17 protein-coding genes and 4 pseudogenes are annotated in these 18,680 nt (G+C 57.2%); 6 read left to right on the top strand and 15 right to left on the bottom strand.

Annotation, left to right across the window (positions count from 1 at the left end; all coding sequences use genetic code 11):
• Both BOW53_RS13210 and BOW53_RS07815 read left to right on the top strand, forming a co-directional pair.
• Positions 1-105, top strand: a pseudogene (locus BOW53_RS13210) (IS30 family transposase); the annotation flags it as partial.
• A pseudogene (locus BOW53_RS07815) lies at positions 98-247 on the top strand (pentapeptide repeat-containing protein); the annotation flags it as partial. The pseudogenes BOW53_RS13210 and BOW53_RS07815, both read left to right, overlap by 8 nt.
• 1 nt (position 248) lies before the next feature.
• Here the strand turns inward: BOW53_RS07815 and BOW53_RS07810 are convergent.
• From BOW53_RS07810 to typA, 12 genes and pseudogenes are all read right to left on the bottom strand, one after another.
• Complete coding sequence (locus tag BOW53_RS07810) at positions 249-2,057, bottom strand: thioredoxin domain-containing protein (RefSeq protein WP_078487338.1); 1,809 nt, start codon at positions 2,055-2,057, stop codon at positions 249-251.
• Between the two features lie 81 nt (positions 2,058-2,138).
• On the bottom strand, positions 2,139-3,368 hold the full coding sequence (gene tatC, locus BOW53_RS07805) for a twin-arginine translocase subunit TatC (RefSeq protein ID WP_078487336.1): 1,230 nt from the start codon (positions 3,366-3,368) through the stop codon (positions 2,139-2,141).
• Positions 3,340-3,708 (bottom strand): Sec-independent protein translocase protein TatB, encoded by a 369-nt coding sequence (tatB, locus tag BOW53_RS07800; protein WP_078487334.1) that lies wholly within the window; start codon positions 3,706-3,708, stop codon positions 3,340-3,342. The genes tatC and tatB overlap by 29 nt, the downstream gene beginning before the upstream one ends.
• A gap of 42 nt (positions 3,709-3,750) precedes the next feature.
• Positions 3,751-3,987, bottom strand: coding sequence for a Sec-independent protein translocase subunit TatA (tatA, locus tag BOW53_RS07795; RefSeq protein ID WP_078487332.1), 237 nt, complete (start codon positions 3,985-3,987; stop codon positions 3,751-3,753).
• 133 nt (positions 3,988-4,120) lie between these two features.
• The gene (locus BOW53_RS07790) at positions 4,121-4,441 is read right to left on the bottom strand and encodes a phosphoribosyl-ATP diphosphatase (RefSeq protein WP_078487331.1); all 321 of its coding nucleotides are present in this window, start codon (positions 4,439-4,441) and stop codon (positions 4,121-4,123) included.
• Between the two features lie 19 nt (positions 4,442-4,460).
• Positions 4,461-5,252 (bottom strand): lipid-binding SYLF domain-containing protein, encoded by a 792-nt coding sequence (locus tag BOW53_RS07785; protein ID WP_078487329.1) that lies wholly within the window; start codon positions 5,250-5,252, stop codon positions 4,461-4,463.
• A gap of 20 nt (positions 5,253-5,272) precedes the next feature.
• Positions 5,273-6,043, bottom strand: a complete 771-nt coding sequence (gene hisF, locus BOW53_RS07780; protein ID WP_078487328.1) for an imidazole glycerol phosphate synthase subunit HisF — start codon at positions 6,041-6,043, stop codon at positions 5,273-5,275.
• A gap of 34 nt (positions 6,044-6,077) precedes the next feature.
• Positions 6,078-6,815, bottom strand: a complete 738-nt coding sequence (gene hisA / locus BOW53_RS07775; RefSeq protein WP_078487326.1) for a 1-(5-phosphoribosyl)-5-[(5-phosphoribosylamino)methylideneamino]imidazole-4-carboxamide isomerase — start codon at positions 6,813-6,815, stop codon at positions 6,078-6,080.
• A 23-nt stretch (positions 6,816-6,838) separates the two neighbouring features.
• Positions 6,839-7,480, bottom strand: coding sequence for an imidazole glycerol phosphate synthase subunit HisH (hisH, locus tag BOW53_RS07770; protein ID WP_078487324.1), 642 nt, complete (start codon positions 7,478-7,480; stop codon positions 6,839-6,841).
• Positions 7,481-7,519: 39 nt separating this feature from the next.
• Entirely contained in the window at positions 7,520-8,110 is a 591-nt protein-coding gene (gene hisB, locus BOW53_RS07765; protein WP_078487322.1) for an imidazoleglycerol-phosphate dehydratase HisB, read from the bottom strand.
• 92 nt (positions 8,111-8,202) lie between these two features.
• Positions 8,203-8,558, bottom strand: a pseudogene (gene dtd / locus BOW53_RS07760) (D-aminoacyl-tRNA deacylase).
• Positions 8,559-8,959: 401 nt separating this feature from the next.
• The gene (gene typA, locus BOW53_RS07755) at positions 8,960-10,780 is read right to left on the bottom strand and encodes a translational GTPase TypA (protein ID WP_078487320.1); all 1,821 of its coding nucleotides are present in this window, start codon (positions 10,778-10,780) and stop codon (positions 8,960-8,962) included.
• 525 nt (positions 10,781-11,305) lie between these two features.
• On the opposite strand from typA, the gene BOW53_RS07750 reads away from it, so the two are divergent.
• Complete coding sequence (locus BOW53_RS07750; RefSeq protein WP_135607045.1) at positions 11,306-11,974, top strand: TIGR04211 family SH3 domain-containing protein; 669 nt, start codon at positions 11,306-11,308, stop codon at positions 11,972-11,974.
• Positions 11,975-12,066: 92 nt separating this feature from the next.
• Here the strand turns inward: BOW53_RS07750 and ilvD are convergent, their stop codons facing one another.
• Entirely contained in the window at positions 12,067-13,917 is a 1,851-nt protein-coding gene (gene ilvD, locus BOW53_RS07745; RefSeq protein ID WP_078487340.1) for a dihydroxy-acid dehydratase, read from the bottom strand.
• 169 nt (positions 13,918-14,086) lie between these two features.
• Between ilvD and BOW53_RS07740 the strand changes: the two genes are divergently transcribed.
• The gene (locus BOW53_RS07740) at positions 14,087-14,665 is read left to right on the top strand and encodes a TetR/AcrR family transcriptional regulator (protein WP_078487316.1); all 579 of its coding nucleotides are present in this window, start codon (positions 14,087-14,089) and stop codon (positions 14,663-14,665) included.
• Between the two features lie 35 nt (positions 14,666-14,700).
• Positions 14,701-15,846 (top strand): acetylornithine deacetylase, encoded by a 1,146-nt coding sequence (argE, locus tag BOW53_RS07735; RefSeq protein WP_078487314.1) that lies wholly within the window; start codon positions 14,701-14,703, stop codon positions 15,844-15,846.
• Positions 15,847-15,852: 6 nt separating this feature from the next.
• On the opposite strand, the gene BOW53_RS07730 is transcribed toward argE, so the two are convergent.
• Positions 15,853-16,308, bottom strand: coding sequence for a DUF192 domain-containing protein (locus BOW53_RS07730; protein ID WP_172838822.1), 456 nt, complete (start codon positions 16,306-16,308; stop codon positions 15,853-15,855).
• A 65-nt stretch (positions 16,309-16,373) separates the two neighbouring features.
• Here BOW53_RS07730 and argA point away from each other — a divergent pair, with 65 nt between their 5' ends.
• Complete coding sequence (gene argA / locus BOW53_RS07725) at positions 16,374-17,705, top strand: amino-acid N-acetyltransferase (RefSeq protein ID WP_078487310.1); 1,332 nt, start codon at positions 16,374-16,376, stop codon at positions 17,703-17,705.
• Positions 17,706-17,917: 212 nt separating this feature from the next.
• Here the strand turns inward: argA and BOW53_RS07720 are convergent.
• A pseudogene (locus BOW53_RS07720) lies at positions 17,918-18,471 on the bottom strand (chalcone isomerase family protein).
• Between the last annotated feature and the right edge of the window lie 209 nt (positions 18,472-18,680).

The following is an 18,680-nucleotide window of genomic DNA, read 5'->3' as shown; positions in this document are numbered from 1 at the left end:
CGGCAGTATTTTCCAAAAGGTACCGATTTTAGTGAGGTGAGTGATGCTCAGGTTGAGCATGTAATGCACCGCCTCAACAACAGACCGAGAGCCACAAGACCTTAGAGGACTGGATCTATCTAAAACCAACCTGGAGGGGGCCAGTATCATCGGCGCCAAGATCTCAGGTACGTATTTTCCCAAGGCACTGAGCGCAGAAGAGATCAGTCTCTCATTACTGCATGGTACGCGAATGCGTTACCGGTAGCTCACAGAGGGTTCTTCATCAGCGCCTGGATATGGCTCGCGTACCATATGGGTTGATCCTGAACGACCGGGTAACTGAGCGTCAATGCCTGTTTTGCTTTTGACACCAACGCTTTATCCTCAAAGCTGAAGCTCAGTTCGATCAACATGGCAGCGGGCGAAGGCAGGGGCCCATCGGTCATTGCCTGCTCGCTTGCAATTCCGGGTACCAGGGATTCATCAGTGCTTTGCCATCCGTCTGCAGTGAAGTACCGATCCCAGGCCTGTTTCACCAGGGTGCGGGACAGATGATAGTCCGCTTTTGAGCCGGAAAGGCGTGACCAGGCATGCAGACCGGCAGCCACATAAACATAGTCCTCCATTGCCGCACTACCGAGGTTGCGCTTCCCATCTCGCGCCCTGAACAGGCGCTCGCCATTCCACAATCGGTTCACCAGGAAATCACGTAAATCCGATGCACTCTTCCTGTACCGGGCGTCACCGAACTCCCGTGCACCATCCACCAGCGCCAACAACATGAGCCCATTCCATGCTGCAAGCTGCTTGGTATCCTGGGGGTGCTTGCGGGACTCCCTGGCCTTCAGCAGTTTACGCTTTACAGTGATCTCGAGCTGTGACAGATCGGCCCCCTGTGCCTTGGAAAGGGAACTGACCGATTGGTGATCCACGGGCAGATAACCACCTTCGGTCGGCGACGTTCCTTCCAGGCGCCAGCGCTTGCGGGCAAACTGCAGTTCCTGACCGGACAGCGCCTGCTTCAACTGCGCGTCACGCCAGAGATAACCGCCACCCTCTTCGTCGTCCTCATCCACAGCGGAAAGGCTGGCAATAAAACCGCCATTGTCCTGCTTCAGCTCACGCAGGGCGAAATCCAGGGTGTCCCTTGCAACCTCTTTATACTCAGATCGGCCAAAAGCATGGGCCGCTTTGAGATAGAGCTGACTGAGCAGCGCCTGGGTGTAGAGCATCTTCTCGTAGTGAGGTACCTGCCAACTCGGGTCCACGGTATAGCGAAAGAAACCACCACCTATGTGATCTCTCAGTCCCTGTTTTGCCATCTGATCAAGCGTCAGGCTGATCAACTCGGCCAGCTTCTCATCCCGGCCATGGGACAGGCGATCAATCAACGCAGACCACTGGGGCGCCATGGGAAAACGGGGTTGCATGCCAAGACCACCCTCCATCTCATCCCCCAGGGCCAGGGCCATGGTCACCAGGCCGACGTGGAGTCCTTCCGCATCGATGGACGCCAGGGGCTTTGCATCGACCCTCTCCTCCTTCATCGCCAGGGAGGCAAGGCGTGCCGCCTCCTTGAGATCATCCGCACGCTCAGCCCAGCGAGTTTCAAGCTTCTCCAGCAGCCCCATGAACGGTTTCGGAGGCGCGTAAGTGAGCCCGACCAGCGGATAGCCTTCAGGGGTAAGAAAAACATTGAGAGGCCAACCGGCACTACCCCTGGTCTTTTCAACGAAGTTGATCAGGTGTGCGTCCAGGGTGGGCTGAAGTTCACGATCCACCTTCACCGGGATGAAGTGCGTATTAAGAAATCGGGCTATTTCGGGATCCTGGTAACTTTCACGCTGCATCACGTGGCACCAGTGACAGGCAAAATAGCCACTGGCAATAAAGATCAGTTTGTTCTCGCGCCGGGCGCGCTCGAGAACCTCTGCGCCCCAGGCCTGCCAATGGACGGGGTCATTGCCGTGCAGGGCCAGGTAAGGCGAGGGATGATCCTTCAGCTGATTGGAGACGGAGCCCTGTGCAGAGAGCGTAAAAAGAAGCGCAAGAAAAACAGCAAGGACTCGGGCCATGATTCCACCATCGGTTGTTATTATCCCAGGATGACGGATTGGACCGGCAGTTATCAAAAAGGTTGCCGTATCACCTGCAGACTATTCGTCAATACCGTCGAGCTGATCGAGAATGTTACGCACCACCTTGGCCTGTTCGTCATTGGCATGACCCAGCAGTTCGTAAAGCACACCGCGCGCCTTGGTCTCCTCTTCCTGGTCGCGCAGCTCCTGTACCAATCTCAGCTTCTCTTCCAGCAGCTCATCTGACATGCCGCCATCATCCTCGCCGAGATCCGATTCATTGTAGTCATCATCATCCTCTTCGGCCTCGATGGCGTCTTCGGCCTCGATGGCGTCGAGCTCCTCATCCAGCTCCTCTTCGCTCAGAGGTACGAACCGATCAGTGTCAACTGCCTTCTCCAGATCCTCCGGTGTCATATCGCCATCAAAGAAATCCGTTAATGTCTCAGTAGATGCAGCAGCCTCCCCACTGGATGCCGTGGCAGTAACCGCTGCTGGGGCCGCAGTTGCAGAAGGGGTATCTGACTCATACTCAGCCTCTTCCGCCGCCACGCGCCTCTGTCGGTCGCGATACACAACACGAGAAAAGAAGAGACCCACCTCGAAAAGAACCCACATGGGCAGGGCCAGCAGGGTCTGGGAGATGACGTCCGGCGGCGTCAGCAGCATGCCGACACAGAAGGCACCGACAATGATATAGGGACGCTTGTGGGCGAGGCTCTCCGGGGTCGTCACACCCATCCAGACCAGGATGATGGTCGCGATGGGCACTTCGAAAGCGAGCCCGAAGGCAAAGAACAGGGTCAGCACGAACTCCAGGTACTGGGTGATATCCGGAGCCATGTTGACCCCTTCCGGCGTGGTGGCCACCATGAAGGCGAACACCAGGGGGAACACCACGTAGAAGGCAAAGGCAGCGCCCATGTAGAAGAGGATCGCACTAGAGCCGACCATGGGGATCAGCACCCGTTTCTCATGCTTGTACAGCCCGGGAGCAATGAAAGCCCAGAGCTGGTAGAGCAGGTAGGGCATGGCGAAGAAAATTGCAGCTACCAGCGCCAGTTTGAATGGCGCGAGGAAGGGGGAGATCACGCCGGTGGCGATCATCTGGTCGCCCTGGGGCAGCTTCGCCAACAGCGGCGCTGAAATAAGCTGATAGATATCGTTGGCGAACGGGAAAAGACACAGAAAAACAATGATCACCACAACGACAGCCTTCATCAGGCGATCGCGCAGTTCAACCAGGTGAGAGACGAAGGGTTGCTCCTGCAGGGAGCCGTTATCCGCCGGATCTTTGCTCTGAGTCATTTGTCGTATCGGTGGACGCCGGTTTTGAGTCGCCCAAGGTATTCTGGGCGTCTCTCACGGTGGATTCGGTTTCGTTCTTGAGATCCTGCATGGTGCTGGAGGTCTCTTCTATGACCTCCTCCAGGGGATTCATCTTTTTCTTCTGCTCTTCCAGAACCTGCTTGAGCTCTTCCGCCTTGATCTCCTTGTCGATATCAGCCTTTACGGAAGAGATCATACTGCGCCCCTTGCCGAGCCACTTGCCGGCAGTATGGGCCAGCTTAGGCAGTCGCTCGGGCCCCACGACCAACAAGGCCACCAGACCCAGGATCAACAGTTCAAAAAAACCGACATCAAACATGGTTAGGATTTCAGCAGATCAAGCGCGCCAATGGCGCACGAATCAGGACTTTTCCTTCTTCTCGACCGTGGCTTCACCTTCGATCACGTCGTCCTTGCCAGCCTCTTCCAGCTTGGCCTGCTCGGCCGCCTTCTCTTCGTCCTTCACGGCACCCTTGAAGCCTTTCACGGCATTACCCAGGTCCGACCCGATATTCTTCAGGCGTTTCGTTCCGAACAACAGCAGAACGATCACCAGAACAATCAACAACTGCCAAATACTGATTCCACCAATACCCATTACCTTCTCCAGATTACCTACACGGGGTCTTTGTCTTCATGTATCCAGCCCCATGGAAAATTGCTTTTTCTGCAGAACTCCGTTCCGCTACAGATCGCCGATAATAACCGAAAATTTGCTTTGGCGCAGGGGTTTATTCCGCGTCCCGACTCGCCTTCTCATCCAGGCCGGAAAGACCGAAACGACGATCCAGTTCCGCCAGCACATCCCCCGGCCCAAGCCCCTGCTGGGCGAGCAGCACCATGGAGTGAAACCAGAGGTCCGCCGTTTCATAGACAATTTTATCGGCATCGCCGTCTTTTGCAGCCATGACGGTCTCGGTGGCCTCTTCCCCGATCTTTTTCAGGATCGAATCCAACCCCTTGGAGTAAAGCTTGGCCACGTAGGAGCTATCGGGCTGCGCTGACTTGCGCTCCTCCAGCACCTCTGCCAAACGTTCAAGTACATCACTCATAAGACAAGACCTGTTAACACTAGTTCTTCGCCTGTTCTGAAAGCATCTGCCTCAGCCGGTCAGCCGATTCGGGGATTGCGCTCTCAGTACGCTCAATGATCCTGTCGGCCGAAATCTCCGACACCCTGTAATATCTTGCGTTATCTTCGTGGTAATATCTTGCGTTATCTTCGTGGTAATATCTTGCGTTATCTTCGTGGTAATATCTTGCGTTATCTTCGTGGTAATATCTTGCGTTATCTTCGTGCTCCACTGCTAGGGAAGCACCATCCAGGGCGATACCGACAAACAGCCCACGGCTCCGTGAATAGGAGTAGATCTCTGATTCAAGCTGCGCGTCTGTTGCAGCGGTCGCCTTACGACCTATGGGCCCGGCAGCAATAGAGGCATCTGCACCCAGGGTGAATTTTCCCTTCACCAGGCTGTCGACGCTCTTGCGTGACTTGAACACCAGTACCACATCAGTGGACTGGGCGCCGATCTGCCAACCAACACTGCCGCCGGTTACAGAGAGAAACAGGGGATCACTCCAACTGCCATCCTCGCGACGCACACTGACCACCCCCTTGCCGTAACGTCCGCCGACTACCAGCCCGACTTTCACCACGTTGGGTATGATGGCCACTGCGCCTGCATTTTTCAGCAGCGCTAGCGGTATGGACTCCTCGGGTATGCCCTGCAGGTCACTCAGCACCTCCAGAACCTCCGCCATCTTGGTCTCCTGGTCCGTAGAGGCCCCATGGGCAATTCCAAGTTGCAGTAACACTGCCGCCAGCAGAGTTGCAATTGCGTACCTGACAGATCCCTTCATCCGACGCCCTCCGCCTTCAATCAAAGCTTTACTTCCACACCTCTTTCGGCCATGTACTGCTTGGCCTCACCGATACTGTACTCTGCAAAGTGGAAGATACTGGCCGCCAGTACCGCATCGGCTGCCCCTTCGACCACACCATCCACCAAGTGCTGCAATTCGCCCACACCGCCTGAGGCGATCACCGGCACGCTTACCGCTTCACTGATGGCACGGGTCAGCGCCAGGTCAAAACCGATCTTGGTCCCATCCCGGTCCATGCTGGTGAGCAGAATCTCGCCGGCACCGTAATCCACCATCTTGCGCGCCCACTCGATGGCATCGAGCCCGGTGGGTTTACGCCCGCCGTGGGTAAAGATCTCCCATTTCAGCGGCTCATTCTCCCCACTGACCTTCTTGGCGTCTATCGCGACAACGATGCACTGGGAACCAAAGCGGCCTGCAGCCTCCTTCACAAACTCCGGATTGAAGACCGCGGCTGTATTGATCGCCACCTTGTCGGCACCGGCATTGAGCATGCGGCGCACATCCTCGGTGGTGCGAATACCTCCGCCGACTGTGAGGGGGATGAACACTTCGCTGGCCACTTCCTCTACTACATGTACGATCGTATCGCGATCATCTGAGCTTGCCGTAATATCGAGAAAGGTGATCTCGTCGGCTCCCTCTTCGTTATAACGCCTGGCTACTTCCACCGGGTCGCCCGCATCACGGATCTCCACGAACTTCACGCCTTTGACCACGCGTCCGGCGTCCACGTCGAGACAGGGAATGATACGTTTGGCTAGCATGGGATGTCCCGCTTCTTCAATTGATCGTTAACACTCAGCTGGCCAGGGAGTCGGCCAGTTTCTGGCCCTCGGCAAAGTCGAGGGTACCTTCATAGATCGCACGCCCGGTGATGGCGCCCATAATGCCGGAGGATGCAGCCTCGCAAAGCGCCCGGATATCATCGATGTTGGTGATACCGCCGGAAGCCACAACCGGAATGGAGATCGCCTCGCCCAGTGCAGCAGTTGCCTCCACATTGGGCCCGGAGAGCATGCCGTCCCGGCCGATGTCGGTATAGACAATGGCAGAGACGCCATCCTCTTCGAAGCGCTTGGCCAGGTCCGTCACCCTGTGCTCGGTCACCGTCGCCCATCCGTCGATAGCGACCATGCCGTCTTTCGCATCCAGGCCCACGATGACGTGCCCCGGAAACGCCTTGCAGGCGCGGCCGACGAACTCCGGCTCCTTGACTGCCTGGGTACCGATGATGGCGTAGTCGACACCGGCATCCAGGTAGGCCTGGACTGTCGCCTCATCACGTATACCCCCGCCCACCTGGATCGGCAGATCAGGATACGCCTTGGCGATTGCTCGAATCACTTCACCGTTGACCGGCTCGCCCGCAAAGGCGCCGTTGAGATCCACCAGGTGCAGGCGGCGCGCGCCGGCATCCACCCAGCGACCGGCCATGGCCACGGGATCGTCGGAGAATACGGTATCGTCCTCCATGCGCCCCTGGCGCAGGCGAACACACTTGCCGTCTTTCAAGTCAATTGCAGGTATCAGTAACACGCTCTTCTGCCCTATTAATAATTTCAGATATTCCAGTTCAGGAAATTTTTCATCAGGCGCAGACCGGCGTCTGCGCTCTTTTCCGGATGAAACTGGGTAGCAAACAGGTTATCCCTGGCCAGCACACTGGCAAAGTTGACACCGTAGTCGGTAGTGCCTGCCACCAGCGAGTCGTCCTCCGGCACAACGTAGTAGCTGTGTACAAAGTAGAAACGGCTGTCCTGGTCTATTCCTTCCCACAGCGGATGCGCACTCTCCTGGTGAACACGGTTCCAGCCCATCTGGGGAATCTTCAGATGCTGACCCTCCACAACATGGTCGTCAGGGAAACGGGTCACGTGACCCGGGATCAGGCCCAGCAGATCTGCTCCGTCGTTCTCTTCACTGAACTGCATCAGCACCTGCAGCCCCATGCAGATACCGAAGAACGGCTTGCTGTGGGCAGCATCCAGCACCGCCTTGTTCAGGTGGTGATCGGAGATGGCCGCCATGCAGTCGCGCGCCGCCCCCTGTCCGGGAAAAACCACCCGGTCTGCAGAGAGAATCTTATCGGGCTCATCGGTAACGATAACCCTGTCCCCGGCATCGGCCACGTGCCCTACCGCCTTGGAGACAGAGCGCAGATTGCCCATGCCATAATCTATGACTGCGATTGTTTTAGACATACTTATACTGCCGAAAAAATCTGATGTTATCTGGCTGTGCTAGAGACTGCCCTTGGTGGAAGGCAGCATCCCAGCCATCCGCGGATCCTCTTCCAGGGCCATGCGCAGGGCACGCCCGAACGCCTTGAAGATGGTCTCTGCGATGTGGTGCGCGTTGCGCCCACGCAGGCTGTCAATGTGCAACGTCACCTTGGCGTGATTGATAAAACCCTGAAAGAACTCGTAGAAGAGTTCGGTATCGAAATCACCGATACGGGCACGGGTAAACTCCACCCCGAACTCCAGTCCGGGACGGCCCGAAAAATCGATCACCACCCTCGCCAGCGCCTCGTCCAGTGGAACATAGGCGTGGCCGTAACGCCGGATACCCTTTTTATCACCCACGGCCTGGTCCATCGCCTGGCCCAGTGCAATACCGATATCCTCTGCCGTGTGGTGCCCGTCGATGTGCAGATCACCTTTGGCCTTGATATCAAGGTCAATCAGGCCGTGCCGGGCAACCTGGTCCAGCATGTGCTCAAGAAACGGCATCCCGGTATCCAGGTTGGAAACACCGGTCCCATCCAGGTTAATACCGATTTTGATCTGGGTTTCGAGGGTATTACGCTCGATCTCAGCTGTACGCTGCATCCATCGGACTCCAAACAATTGAAAAATGGGCCATCCGGAAAATCCGGCATATGACCACCAATCTACTCCAAACCCTGGATATTACAGGCTATTCACACCTGAAGCCAGAAGGTAACCGGCCCGTCGTTGGTCAGGCTAACCTGCATGTCAGCACCGAAAACGCCGGTAGCCACCTGGGAATATTCCGCTGCAGCACGTTCACAGAGATAACTGAACAACCGCCCCCCTCCTCCGGGTGTGCCGCCGTGGAGAAACAGGGGCGGGTGCCCTTGCGGGTATCCGCGGCCAGGGTGAACTGGGGAACCAACAGCAGGCCACCTCCAATATCCCTCAGACTAAGATTCATGCGTCCCGTTTCGTCGGGGAAGACCCGGTAACCCAAAAGCCGCTCCAGCAACCGGTCCGCCTTGGCTTCGTCATCTCCACGCTCTACCCCCACCAGCACCATCAGGCCGACATCGATCCGGCCGACGGTTTCACTGTCCACCTAGACACGGGAAGCACTAACCCGCTGCAGCAAACCGATCATACCTTGCCCCCCATCCTGCCTAACAATACATATCTAACGTGTAATTCAGGGGTATTCCCTAAGCACGTTTCAGAAAATTCTTACAAATTCCGGGGAATCACCTTACAGTAATCCCCTTCGTTTTATGAGACTCTATACTTGTCGCCAACCACGGACGCCCAAGGAATAGGATCCCAAGCCCTGGGACGAGTCTAAGGATTGGACACCCTTTGCCAACCAAGCCCGGCGACACGCCCCGACAGCATGGATTGCTGTCGGGGTTTTCTCATTTCAGCCCCCTGAAAATCATTGATCCGGCAATTGAATTGCCGGATCAATGATTATTCAGCGCTCTGGCGGGAAGCCCTTTTGCGCTCGTGCTCCTTGAGGAAGCGCTTGCGCAGGCGAATGGCAGAGGGGGTAATCTCCACCAGCTCGTCGTCCTCGATGAACTCCAACGCCTGCTCCAGGCTGTACTTCAGCGGTGGTGTCAACATCACCGCATCGTCCTTGCCGGAAGCACGAATGTTGGTCAACTGCTTCGCCTTCAGCGGATTGACCGTCAGGTCATTGTCGCGGGCGTGAATGCCCACGATCTGCCCCTCGTAGACCTCATCACCCGGAGACGCGAACAGCTTGCCCCGCTCCTGGAGGTTCATCAGTGCATAGCCAAGCACCTTGCCCTGGCCGTTGGAGATCAACACGCCATTCTTGCGCGGCGCAATAGCCCCATGCTGGGCCGGGCCGTAGTGATCGAATACATGGTAGATCAACCCGGTACCGGAGGTGCTGGTCATGAATTCGGTCTGAAAACCGATCAGTCCCCGGGACGGAATAATGTAATCGAGGCGCACCCGCCCCTGACCGTCCGGTTCCATGTTCTTGAGTTCACCCTTGCGGGTACCCAGTGCCTCCATGATGGCGCCCTGGTGCGCCTCCTCGATATCCACCGTGAGCTGTTCGTAAGGTTCGCACACCTCGCCATCCACCTCGCGGAAGATCACCTCGGGACGGGAGACCGCCAGTTCATAACCCTCGCGACGCATGCTCTCCAGCAGCACCGACAGGTGCAGCTCACCACGCCCCGAGACCTTGAATTTCTCCGGATCGGTGCCCTCTTCCACCCGCAATGCCACGTTGTGGATCAACTCTCTCTCCAGTCGGTCCTTGAGCTGACGGGAGGTAAGGTACTTGCCCTCCTTGCCGGCAAATGGCGAGGCATTGACCTGAAAGGTCATGGAGACGGTAGGCTCATCCACGCTGAGGGCAGGCAGCGGCTCCACGTTATCCGGATCACAGAGCGTATCGGAGACATTGGGGGCTTCGATACCGGTGATTGCGATGATATCCCCGGCACTGGCCTGCTCAACCTCGTGGCGCTGAAGGCCCATGTAACCGTAAACGATACCGATCTTCGCCTTGTGCTCCTCGCCATCGTACTTGGAGACGATAACCTGCTGGTTGGGCTTTACCGATCCACGGGTGACACGGCCCACTGCAATGGCACCAACGTAGCTGTTGTAGTCCAGGTTGGATACCTGCATCTGGAATGGACCATCCGGGTCCACTTCCGGGACCGGGCAGTGTTCGACGATCGCTTCGAACAGTGGCGTCATATCCCCGTCACGCACATCATCATCAAGACCGGCATAACCGTTGATGGCGGAGGCGTAGATGATGGGAAAATCCAGTTGTTCGTCAGTGGCGCCCAGGCGATCAAAAAGCTCGAATACCTGGTCGATCACCCAATCGGGACGAGCGCCCGGCTTGTCAATCTTGTTGACCACCACGATGGGACGCAGTCCGTGATTGAACGCCTTCTGGGTAACGAAGCGGGTCTGGGGCATGGGCCCTTCCTGGGCGTCGACCAGCAACAGCACCGAGTCCACCATGGAGAGCACACGTTCCACCTCCCCGCCAAAATCGGCGTGACCCGGGGTATCCACGATATTGATCCGGTAGTCGTTCCAGTTGATGGCCGTGTTCTTGGAGAGGATGGTGATGCCCCGCTCCTTCTCCTGGTCATTGGAGTCCATCACCCGCTCAACCTCGCCAAAACGCTCACCCAGGGTGCCGGACTGCTTGAGCAGTTCATCCACCAGGGTGGTTTTGCCATGGTCAACATGGGCAATGATGGCGATATTGCGGAGTTTTTCTATCACGGGATTACCTGCAGATTTTCAAAAGGCGTGCATTATATACGGATCGGCATGAATTAACCCGATTTGATGAAAGAATCTGGCACCCAGGGGGAAGGTTATTCTTAAGTCTGCGAAGTCAACGCCTTACATGATATTTATCATCTTTTTATTTCAACATTATCCACATCATATTGTCACAAAAGAGATTCAGGAGTTATTCACAAAAACTGTGGATAACTCTGTGCAAAAAGATCCTAATTTCCCACACAGCCCTATTGCAACGCGGTTTCCCGTTAATTTGTATCATTCTTGAACAGCCTGATTATTCAATGCAAAAACTAACACTTACAAGCATGCCCAGAGAAACACAAACAATCTATTGACAACATATATGACGCTCGGTTATGGGTTCGGGCCCTATGTGCATAACCGCCAATAAAATCACAGTTTTCACCGTCGAATGCCCACGGGCTTGGACAGCAACCGCCTGTTTCTGAAACAATAACCCCATCCTGAACCAATCCCCATTAACCCTACGAGGTAGATGTGAAAAGAATTGCGCTGATGTTGGTGCTGATGGCCGGCCTTTCTACAAGTTTTGCCGAAAGCCGGTATGTAACGGACCAGTTTAAAATCACCATGCGCTCAGGAGAGAGCGCCACCCATAAAATCATCCGCATGCTGCCCAGTGGTTATCAACTGGAGCTTCTGGGATCCAACCGTGATTCCGGGTATTCCAGGGTGAGAGCAAAGGACGGCACCACCGGCTTTGTACTGACACGACAGCTGATGAATATTCCCAGCGCCCGGGACCGGCTGCAGATCGCCGAGGCCAAGCTCGATGAGCTCCAGCAGGAGCCGGGGCGCCTGACCAGCAAGCTGACCAGCCTGCAGCAGGAGCACCAGAATCTCACCACGGAGCACGAGAAGCTTCAGCAGCAGAAGCAGGAGACCGACCTGGAGCTGAGAAACCTGCAGCGCACCGCCTCCAATGCCGTACGCATTTCCAATGAGCGCAACGAACTGCGCAAGCAGGTGGTGGCGCTCACCCAGCAGACCGAAGAGCTGAAACAGGAGAACCGGGAGTTGAAAAACGACAGCGCCCAGCACTGGTTCCTGATCGGTGCCGGTGTCATCTGCGGCGGCATCCTTCTGGGCCTGATCCTGCCCAAGCTGCGCATCAACCGTCGCAAGAGCTCCTGGGGCTCACTCTGACAACACCACTCCAAGCGCTATAAAAACAAAGGGGCCTTGCGGCCCCTTTATTATTTCAATGCACCAGGCTAGTTACTAACTGGTGCAGACCTTCATTTGAGCTGGGAGAGATCCCTCACCGCACCCCTTGCCGCACTGGTGGTCAGTGCCGCATAGGCCCGCAGGGCCGTGGAGACCACGCGGTCGCGGCTCTCGGGTTTCCAGGCTGCACTGCCCTTGGCCTCCATCGCCTGGCGGCGGGCAGAGAGTTCCTCGTCGCTCACCGCAACAGATATGGAACGATTGGGAATATCGATCTCAATGGTGTCCCCCTCCTGCACCAGACCGATGGTGCCGCCTTCCGCCGCCTCCGGCGAGCAGTGGCCGATGGAGAGTCCCGAGGTACCCCCTGAGAAGCGCCCGTCCGTAATCAGGGCACAAGCCTTGCCCATCCCCTTGGACTTGAGATAACTCGTGGGATAGAGCATCTCCTGCATGCCGGGGCCGCCCTTGGGCCCCTCGTAGCGGATCAGCACCACGTCGCCTTCTTTGATCTGGTCGCCCAGAATCGCCTCTACGGCTGCATCCTGGCTTTCGAAGATACGCGCGGGGCCGCTGAACTTGAGGATCGACTCGTCCACGCCGGCGGTTTTCACGATACAGCCCAGTTCCGCCAGGTTGCCAAAGAGCACTGCCAGGCCGCCGTCCTTGCTGTAGGCGTATTCCATGTCGCGGATACAGCCGCCTTCCCGGTCCAGGTCCAGGTCCGGCCAGCGGCAATCCTGGCTGAATGCCTCCTGGCTCGGCACCCCGGCCGGGCCGGCAAGAAACCGGGTACGGGAATGCTCATCATCGGTACGATTGATGTCCCACTTTTCGATGGCTTCGCGAATGGTGCCGCTGTGCACGGTACCCGCGTCGCTATTGAGCAACCCGCCCTTCTCCAGTTCACCGAGGATACCGATCACGCCACCGGCGCGATGCACATCCTCCATGTGGTACAGCTGGGTGGAAGGGGCCACCTTGCACAGGCTGGGCACCTTGCGGGAGAGGCGGTCGATATCGGCCATAGTGAAATCCACCTTCGCCTCGTGGGCAGCAGCAAGCAGGTGGAGCACGGTGTTGGTGGAGCCACCCATGGCGATATCCAGGCACATAGCGTTCTCAAAGGCGGCAAAGTTGGCGATATTGCGCGGCAGTACCGAGGCGTCGTCCTGCTCGTAGTAACGCTTGGCCAGTTCGACGGAAAGCTGTCCCGCTTCGAGGAAAAGCTCACGCCGATCGGCATGGGTGGCCAGCAGGGAACCGTTGCCCGGCAGGCTGAGCCCCAGCGCCTCGGTAAGACAGTTCATGGAGTTGGCGGTAAACATGCCGGAACAGGAGCCGCAGGTAGGACAGGCCGAGCGCTCGATCTGCTCTACGTCCTCGTCGCTCTCGTTGGGATCGGCAGCGGAGATCATGGCGTCCACCAGGTCGAGCTTCACCTCGCCCTTGCCCGCCAGCCTGGTCTTGCCCGCCTCCATGGGTCCGCCGGAGACGAAGACCGCCGGTATATTGAGCCGCAGGGCGGCCATCAGCATGCCGGGGGTGATCTTGTCGCAGTTGGAGATGCAGACCATGGCGTCGGCGCAATGGGCATTGACCATGTACTCCACCGAGTCGGCGATGATGTCACGGGAGGGCAGCGAGTAGAGCATGCCGCCGTGGCCCATGGCGATACCGTCATCCACCGCGATGGTGTTGAACTCCTTGGCCACGCCGCCTGCCGCCTCGATCTCACGGGCAACCATCTGCCCCAGGTCCTTGAGGTGTACGTGGCCAGGCACGAACTGGGTGAAGGAGTTGACGACAGCGATGATGGGCTTGTCGAAATCCCCGTTCTTCATACCGGTTGCGCGCCACAGCGCCCGGGCGCCTGCCATGTTACGGCCGTGGGTAGTGGTACGGGAACGATACTGGGGCATGGTGATCTCCAAAAAATTACTGAATTCATACAGAACCGATGATTATCCACGATTTATCGGCTCCAGGCACCTATCTGGAACCGGAACAGATAATGACGACAAACACGACTGCCTCAGATAACCGGTGTTGGACTATAATCCAACACTCCGCCGCCAGACAGAAAGAGTCATGCCGAGCAAAAGTGAGAAAACCCGGCAGCGTATCGTTGACGCCGCCAACCAGCTCTTCTACCGAAAGGGCTACAACCGCACCTCTTTTACCGACGTGGTCGAAGAGGCTGATGTACCGCGCGGCAATATCTATTACTACTTCAAGACCAAGGACGATATGCTGAAAGCGGTGATCCAGCATCGCATGAAGATCATCTCCACCATGCTGCACGACTGGGAAGGCAGCATCAAGGAGCCCCTTGACCGACTCGAGCGCTTTGTCCAGATCATGTACGACAGCACCCCGAGCCTGCTGCGTTCAGGCTGTCCAATGGGTTCTCTCAACGTGGAACTGGCGAAAGACCAGCCTGAACTCAAGGCCGAATCGATCAAACTGTTTGACCTGTTTCACCAGTGGCTGGCCCAGCAGTTCGCAGCCATGGGCTACCCGGAGGAGGCCAGGGAACTGTCCATGCAGTTGCTGGCCAGGGGACAGGGAACCATCGTCATGGCACAGGTCTACCAGGATCCGGGATTCATCGAGCAGAGCATCAAGGAGATCAACCGCTGGCTCGAAAACCTGGCCCGTTACGCCTGAGAATCTTTCACTCCACCCACTACACCACCCGGACCATGGCCGTACCTTCACTCATCGAGATGATCAAGCATCTGATTGCCGCCCCGTCGGTAAGCAGCATCAATCCCCATTGGGACCAGAGCAACCGGGCCGTGATCGGCCATCTCCATGACTGGCTCTCGGAACTGGGGTTCAATGTGGAAGCACTCCCCGTCCCCGGCTTCGACGACAAGTACAACCTGGTCGCCACGGCGGGAAGCGGACCCGACGGACTGATACTCTCGGGACACACCGATACCGTTCCCTATGATGACAACCGCTGGCGGTTCGATCCTTTCACCCTCACCGAGCAGGACAACCGACTCTACGGCCTCGGCACCTCGGACATGAAGGCGTTTTTCGCCCTGGCCATCGAGGCGTCCCGGGAACTCGACCTCTCCAAGCTGAAGCACCCCCTGATCCTGCTCGCCACTGCCGACGAGGAGAGCACCATGTGCGGCGCCCAGGCACTAGTGGAAACCAACCGGTGTCTTGGCCGCCACGCGGCCATCGGTGAACCAACGGGACTGCGCCCGGTACGCATGCACAAGGGCATCAGCATGGAGACCATCCGGCTCATCGGCCGATCGGGACACTCCAGCAACCCCGCACTGGGAATCAGTGCGCTGGAGGGCATGCACAAGGTCATCGGAGACATCCTTGCCTGGCGCGAAGCGCTGCAGGCACGCTATCGTAATCCACTGTTCGAAGTTGAAGTACCGACACTCAACCTGGGACACATACACGGCGGTGACAACCCCAACCGGATCTGCGCCCAGTGTGAACTGCAGATCGACCTGCGCCCCCTGCCGGGCATGAATATAGCGCAGCTTCGCGGTGAGTTGAAAGCGCGCTTGACGCGACTGATGGAGAACAGCGGCCTGACACTGGAGATGGAGTCACCCTTCAGCGGCATCCCGCCCATGGAGACACCCTCATCCAGCGCCATCGTTCAAGCCGGCGAGGCACTCACCGGTTACAGCGCAGAAGCGGTGGCATTCGGTACCGAGGCACCCTACCTGCAGCAGCTTGGCATGGAGACCATTGTCCTGGGACCCGGCGACATCGACCAGGCCCACCAGCCCGATGAATACCTGGGACTGGAGCGCATCACTCCCATGGTGGAGATCCTGCGTAACCTGATCAAACGATTCTGTCTATAGAGCGACCTAACGACCCTGGATAGCATAAGGCAGCTCAAGTCGCATACCCGGCTCGATGCCGTTGGCCTCATACCATCCCTGGTTCATCTCCAAAGCATAGATTGCCGGTGCAACGGAAAAATGGAGTGTTTCGGTCCGAGGTTCCATGCTCAGATAGTTGACCAGCATACCCTTCATATCAAAGAAACCGACATCCAGGGGTATCAATGTATCCCGCATCCAGATTGCCTTGATCTCCTGGCGGGGAAAGACGAACAGCATCCCCTTGTCTGCATCGAGATGACGCCGGCTCATCAGCCCAATGCGGCGCGCATCGGGATCCGATGCAACTTCCACACTAACGGGAATACCACCCACTTCCACCGTGACCAACTCCCGGGCATCACAACCAGTTGAGAGCAATACGGACCAGAGCACAACACCCAACAGGGCTTTAGTCTTGATATAACAGAGAAAATTCATCACAAAACGTAGCCATATAGTCATTTGACGGTTAAATTAGTCTTTATTGAACCGGGGAACAAGAAGTGGCCAAAACACCCAACAAAAAAAGAGATCCGTTTGTCGACTGGTTTCGTGGCTCGTCGCCCTATATCCATGCCCACCGCGGCAAGACCTTCGTCATCGCCTTTGGCGGAGAGGCGCTGGAAGAGAGCGGCTTTGCCGAGTTGATTCATGACATCGCCCTGCTACGCGCACTGGGTATTCGCCTGGTGCTGGTGCCCGGCGCCCGCCCCCAGATCGAAGAACGGCTGAAATTGCGCGGCGCTAAAATGCAGTACATCAACGGCCTGCGGGTCACCGACGACGAGGCCCTGAGGTGCGTCAAGGAGGCCGCCGGCGCCGTACGGGTGGAGATCGAGGCCCTGCTCTCCATGGGGCTCGCCAACTCACCCATGGCCGGCGCCAAGGTTCGCGTCGCCTCCGGCAACTTCGTCACTGCAAAACCCATCGGCGTGCGCGAAGGGGTCGACTACTGCCACACCGGCCAGGTGCGCCGGGTGGATGCCAACGCCATCTGCAGACTGGTGGAGTCTGACGCCATTGTCCTTATACCGCCCCTTGGCTATTCGCCCACCGGGGAGGTGTTCAACATCAGTGCGGCAGACGTGGCAAGCGCCATCGCAATCGCCATCGGCGCTGACAAGTTGATCTACCTGGCAGAGGGCAAGGGACTGACTGACTCCAGGGGCTGGCTCATCACCAACCTGGTGCCTAGGGAAGTGGATGCGATACTGAAACGTCGCACCACGCTATCGGAGGATTTCTCCCAGCAACTGCGCAATGCCGCCGAGGCGTGTCGCAGCGGCGTCAGGCGCATACATCTGCTCGGTCGCAAGAGCGATGGTGCGCTGCTCAAAGAGCTGTTTACCCGTGATGGCGCAGGCACCATGCTCACGGCCGAACCCTACGAAGAGATTCGGACCGCGAAAATCGATGACGTGGGTGGCGTTATTGAACTTATTGCCCCCCAGGAGAAGCAAGGGACACTGGTACGCCGCTCCCGGGAACTGCTCGAGACCGAGATCGGTCACTTCACCGTGGTGGAACTCGACGGCATGATCATCGGCTGTGCCGCCCTCTTCTGCTACCCCAGGGAAAAGATGGCTGAACTGGCCTGTATCACTGTGCACCCCGACTACCGCCGGGGAGGGCGGGGCGACACCCTGCTGGCACACATGGAGAACGAGGCCAGGAGCAGGGGCATCGAACAGCTCTTCGTGCTCACCACCGAGGCCGCCCACTGGTTCAGGGAGCGCGGCTTTACGCCTTCACAGGTGAAGTCCCTGCCATTGAAGAAGCGGGGACTGTACAACTACCAGCGCAACTCCAAGGTATTCATCAAAAAGCTGGGTTAGGGTTTGAAAAGGTTCATCCCAGGTTTTCGGGAGATTGATCAGTCAGTGCAGGAGCGCTGTCCTCAGCGCGATTCTGCATTCAATGCCTGATCGCCCGGAGGACTGGACTCCTACCTTGAGCAATCGCAATTATCCTTTGCCGTCATGGGCAAGAGGCAGAAAGTTCATTTTTCCCGCTAATTTGCGAAGAACCTCAAAAATGCCCTGGCCTGTCAGCCGCCCAGCATGGCGGTTTTCAGGCTGTTGTCTGCAGGCGACCGGCCCAGCCAGATCTTCAGCAGCGCCACCGCAAAGTCATCACCGGGAATCATCGCCCGCTGTTCCCCGCGAATTGAGACCCGGGTCCCCTCACCGGGCAGCATCTCCAGGCTATCACGTCACCGGCCTTCACATCCGTAAAGCTGTTGTTGAAGCTGGCGATCCGTGATTGCATCGCCGAGAGCTCATCGGCATTGAGATTGCCTTCAAATCCGTCATTCCACCCATCAACCAGTTTATCCCTGCTGATCTCATCGTAGAGGATATGCATATCGATACGCTTGGGACCGGCAAGGGAGTAGACCGCCTCCGGGCTATCCGCCTTGTCAACGAGGTAAAGGGCGCCCACATAAATCTTGAAAACAAACTTCCAACGGATACCTGCTCCGTTGAGGTTCAGGGTGGCACCTCCGGCCTGCACACGCTCTGCCACCTCGATACCAGCCACCTCTCTTGCGGGAAGCGAGGAAGAGAACACTAAAAGCAGGATTGAAAAAAGATAACCCATTCTCATAATTGAACCTCCTGTTGAACATTTCCCCGGTGTTGGAAAAAAGCTGCTCAAAGCCATCCCCTTTCCTGTCACACATGAGCGTGCTATTTATACCATTACCCCAGATTAGGGCCTGTTCACGTAAAAGTCAGTAAAATGCCACTCTATGGAACTAACGAAAGAGCAGTACAAAATCATTGAGCCGTTGTTCCCCAAACCAAGGG

Origin of the sequence: Solemya velesiana gill symbiont (assembly GCF_002020805.1) — a bacterium.
Lineage (GTDB): Bacteria > Pseudomonadota > Gammaproteobacteria > Chromatiales > Chromatiaceae > Sedimenticola_A.
This window is presented reverse-complemented; position numbering and strand designations above follow the sequence as displayed.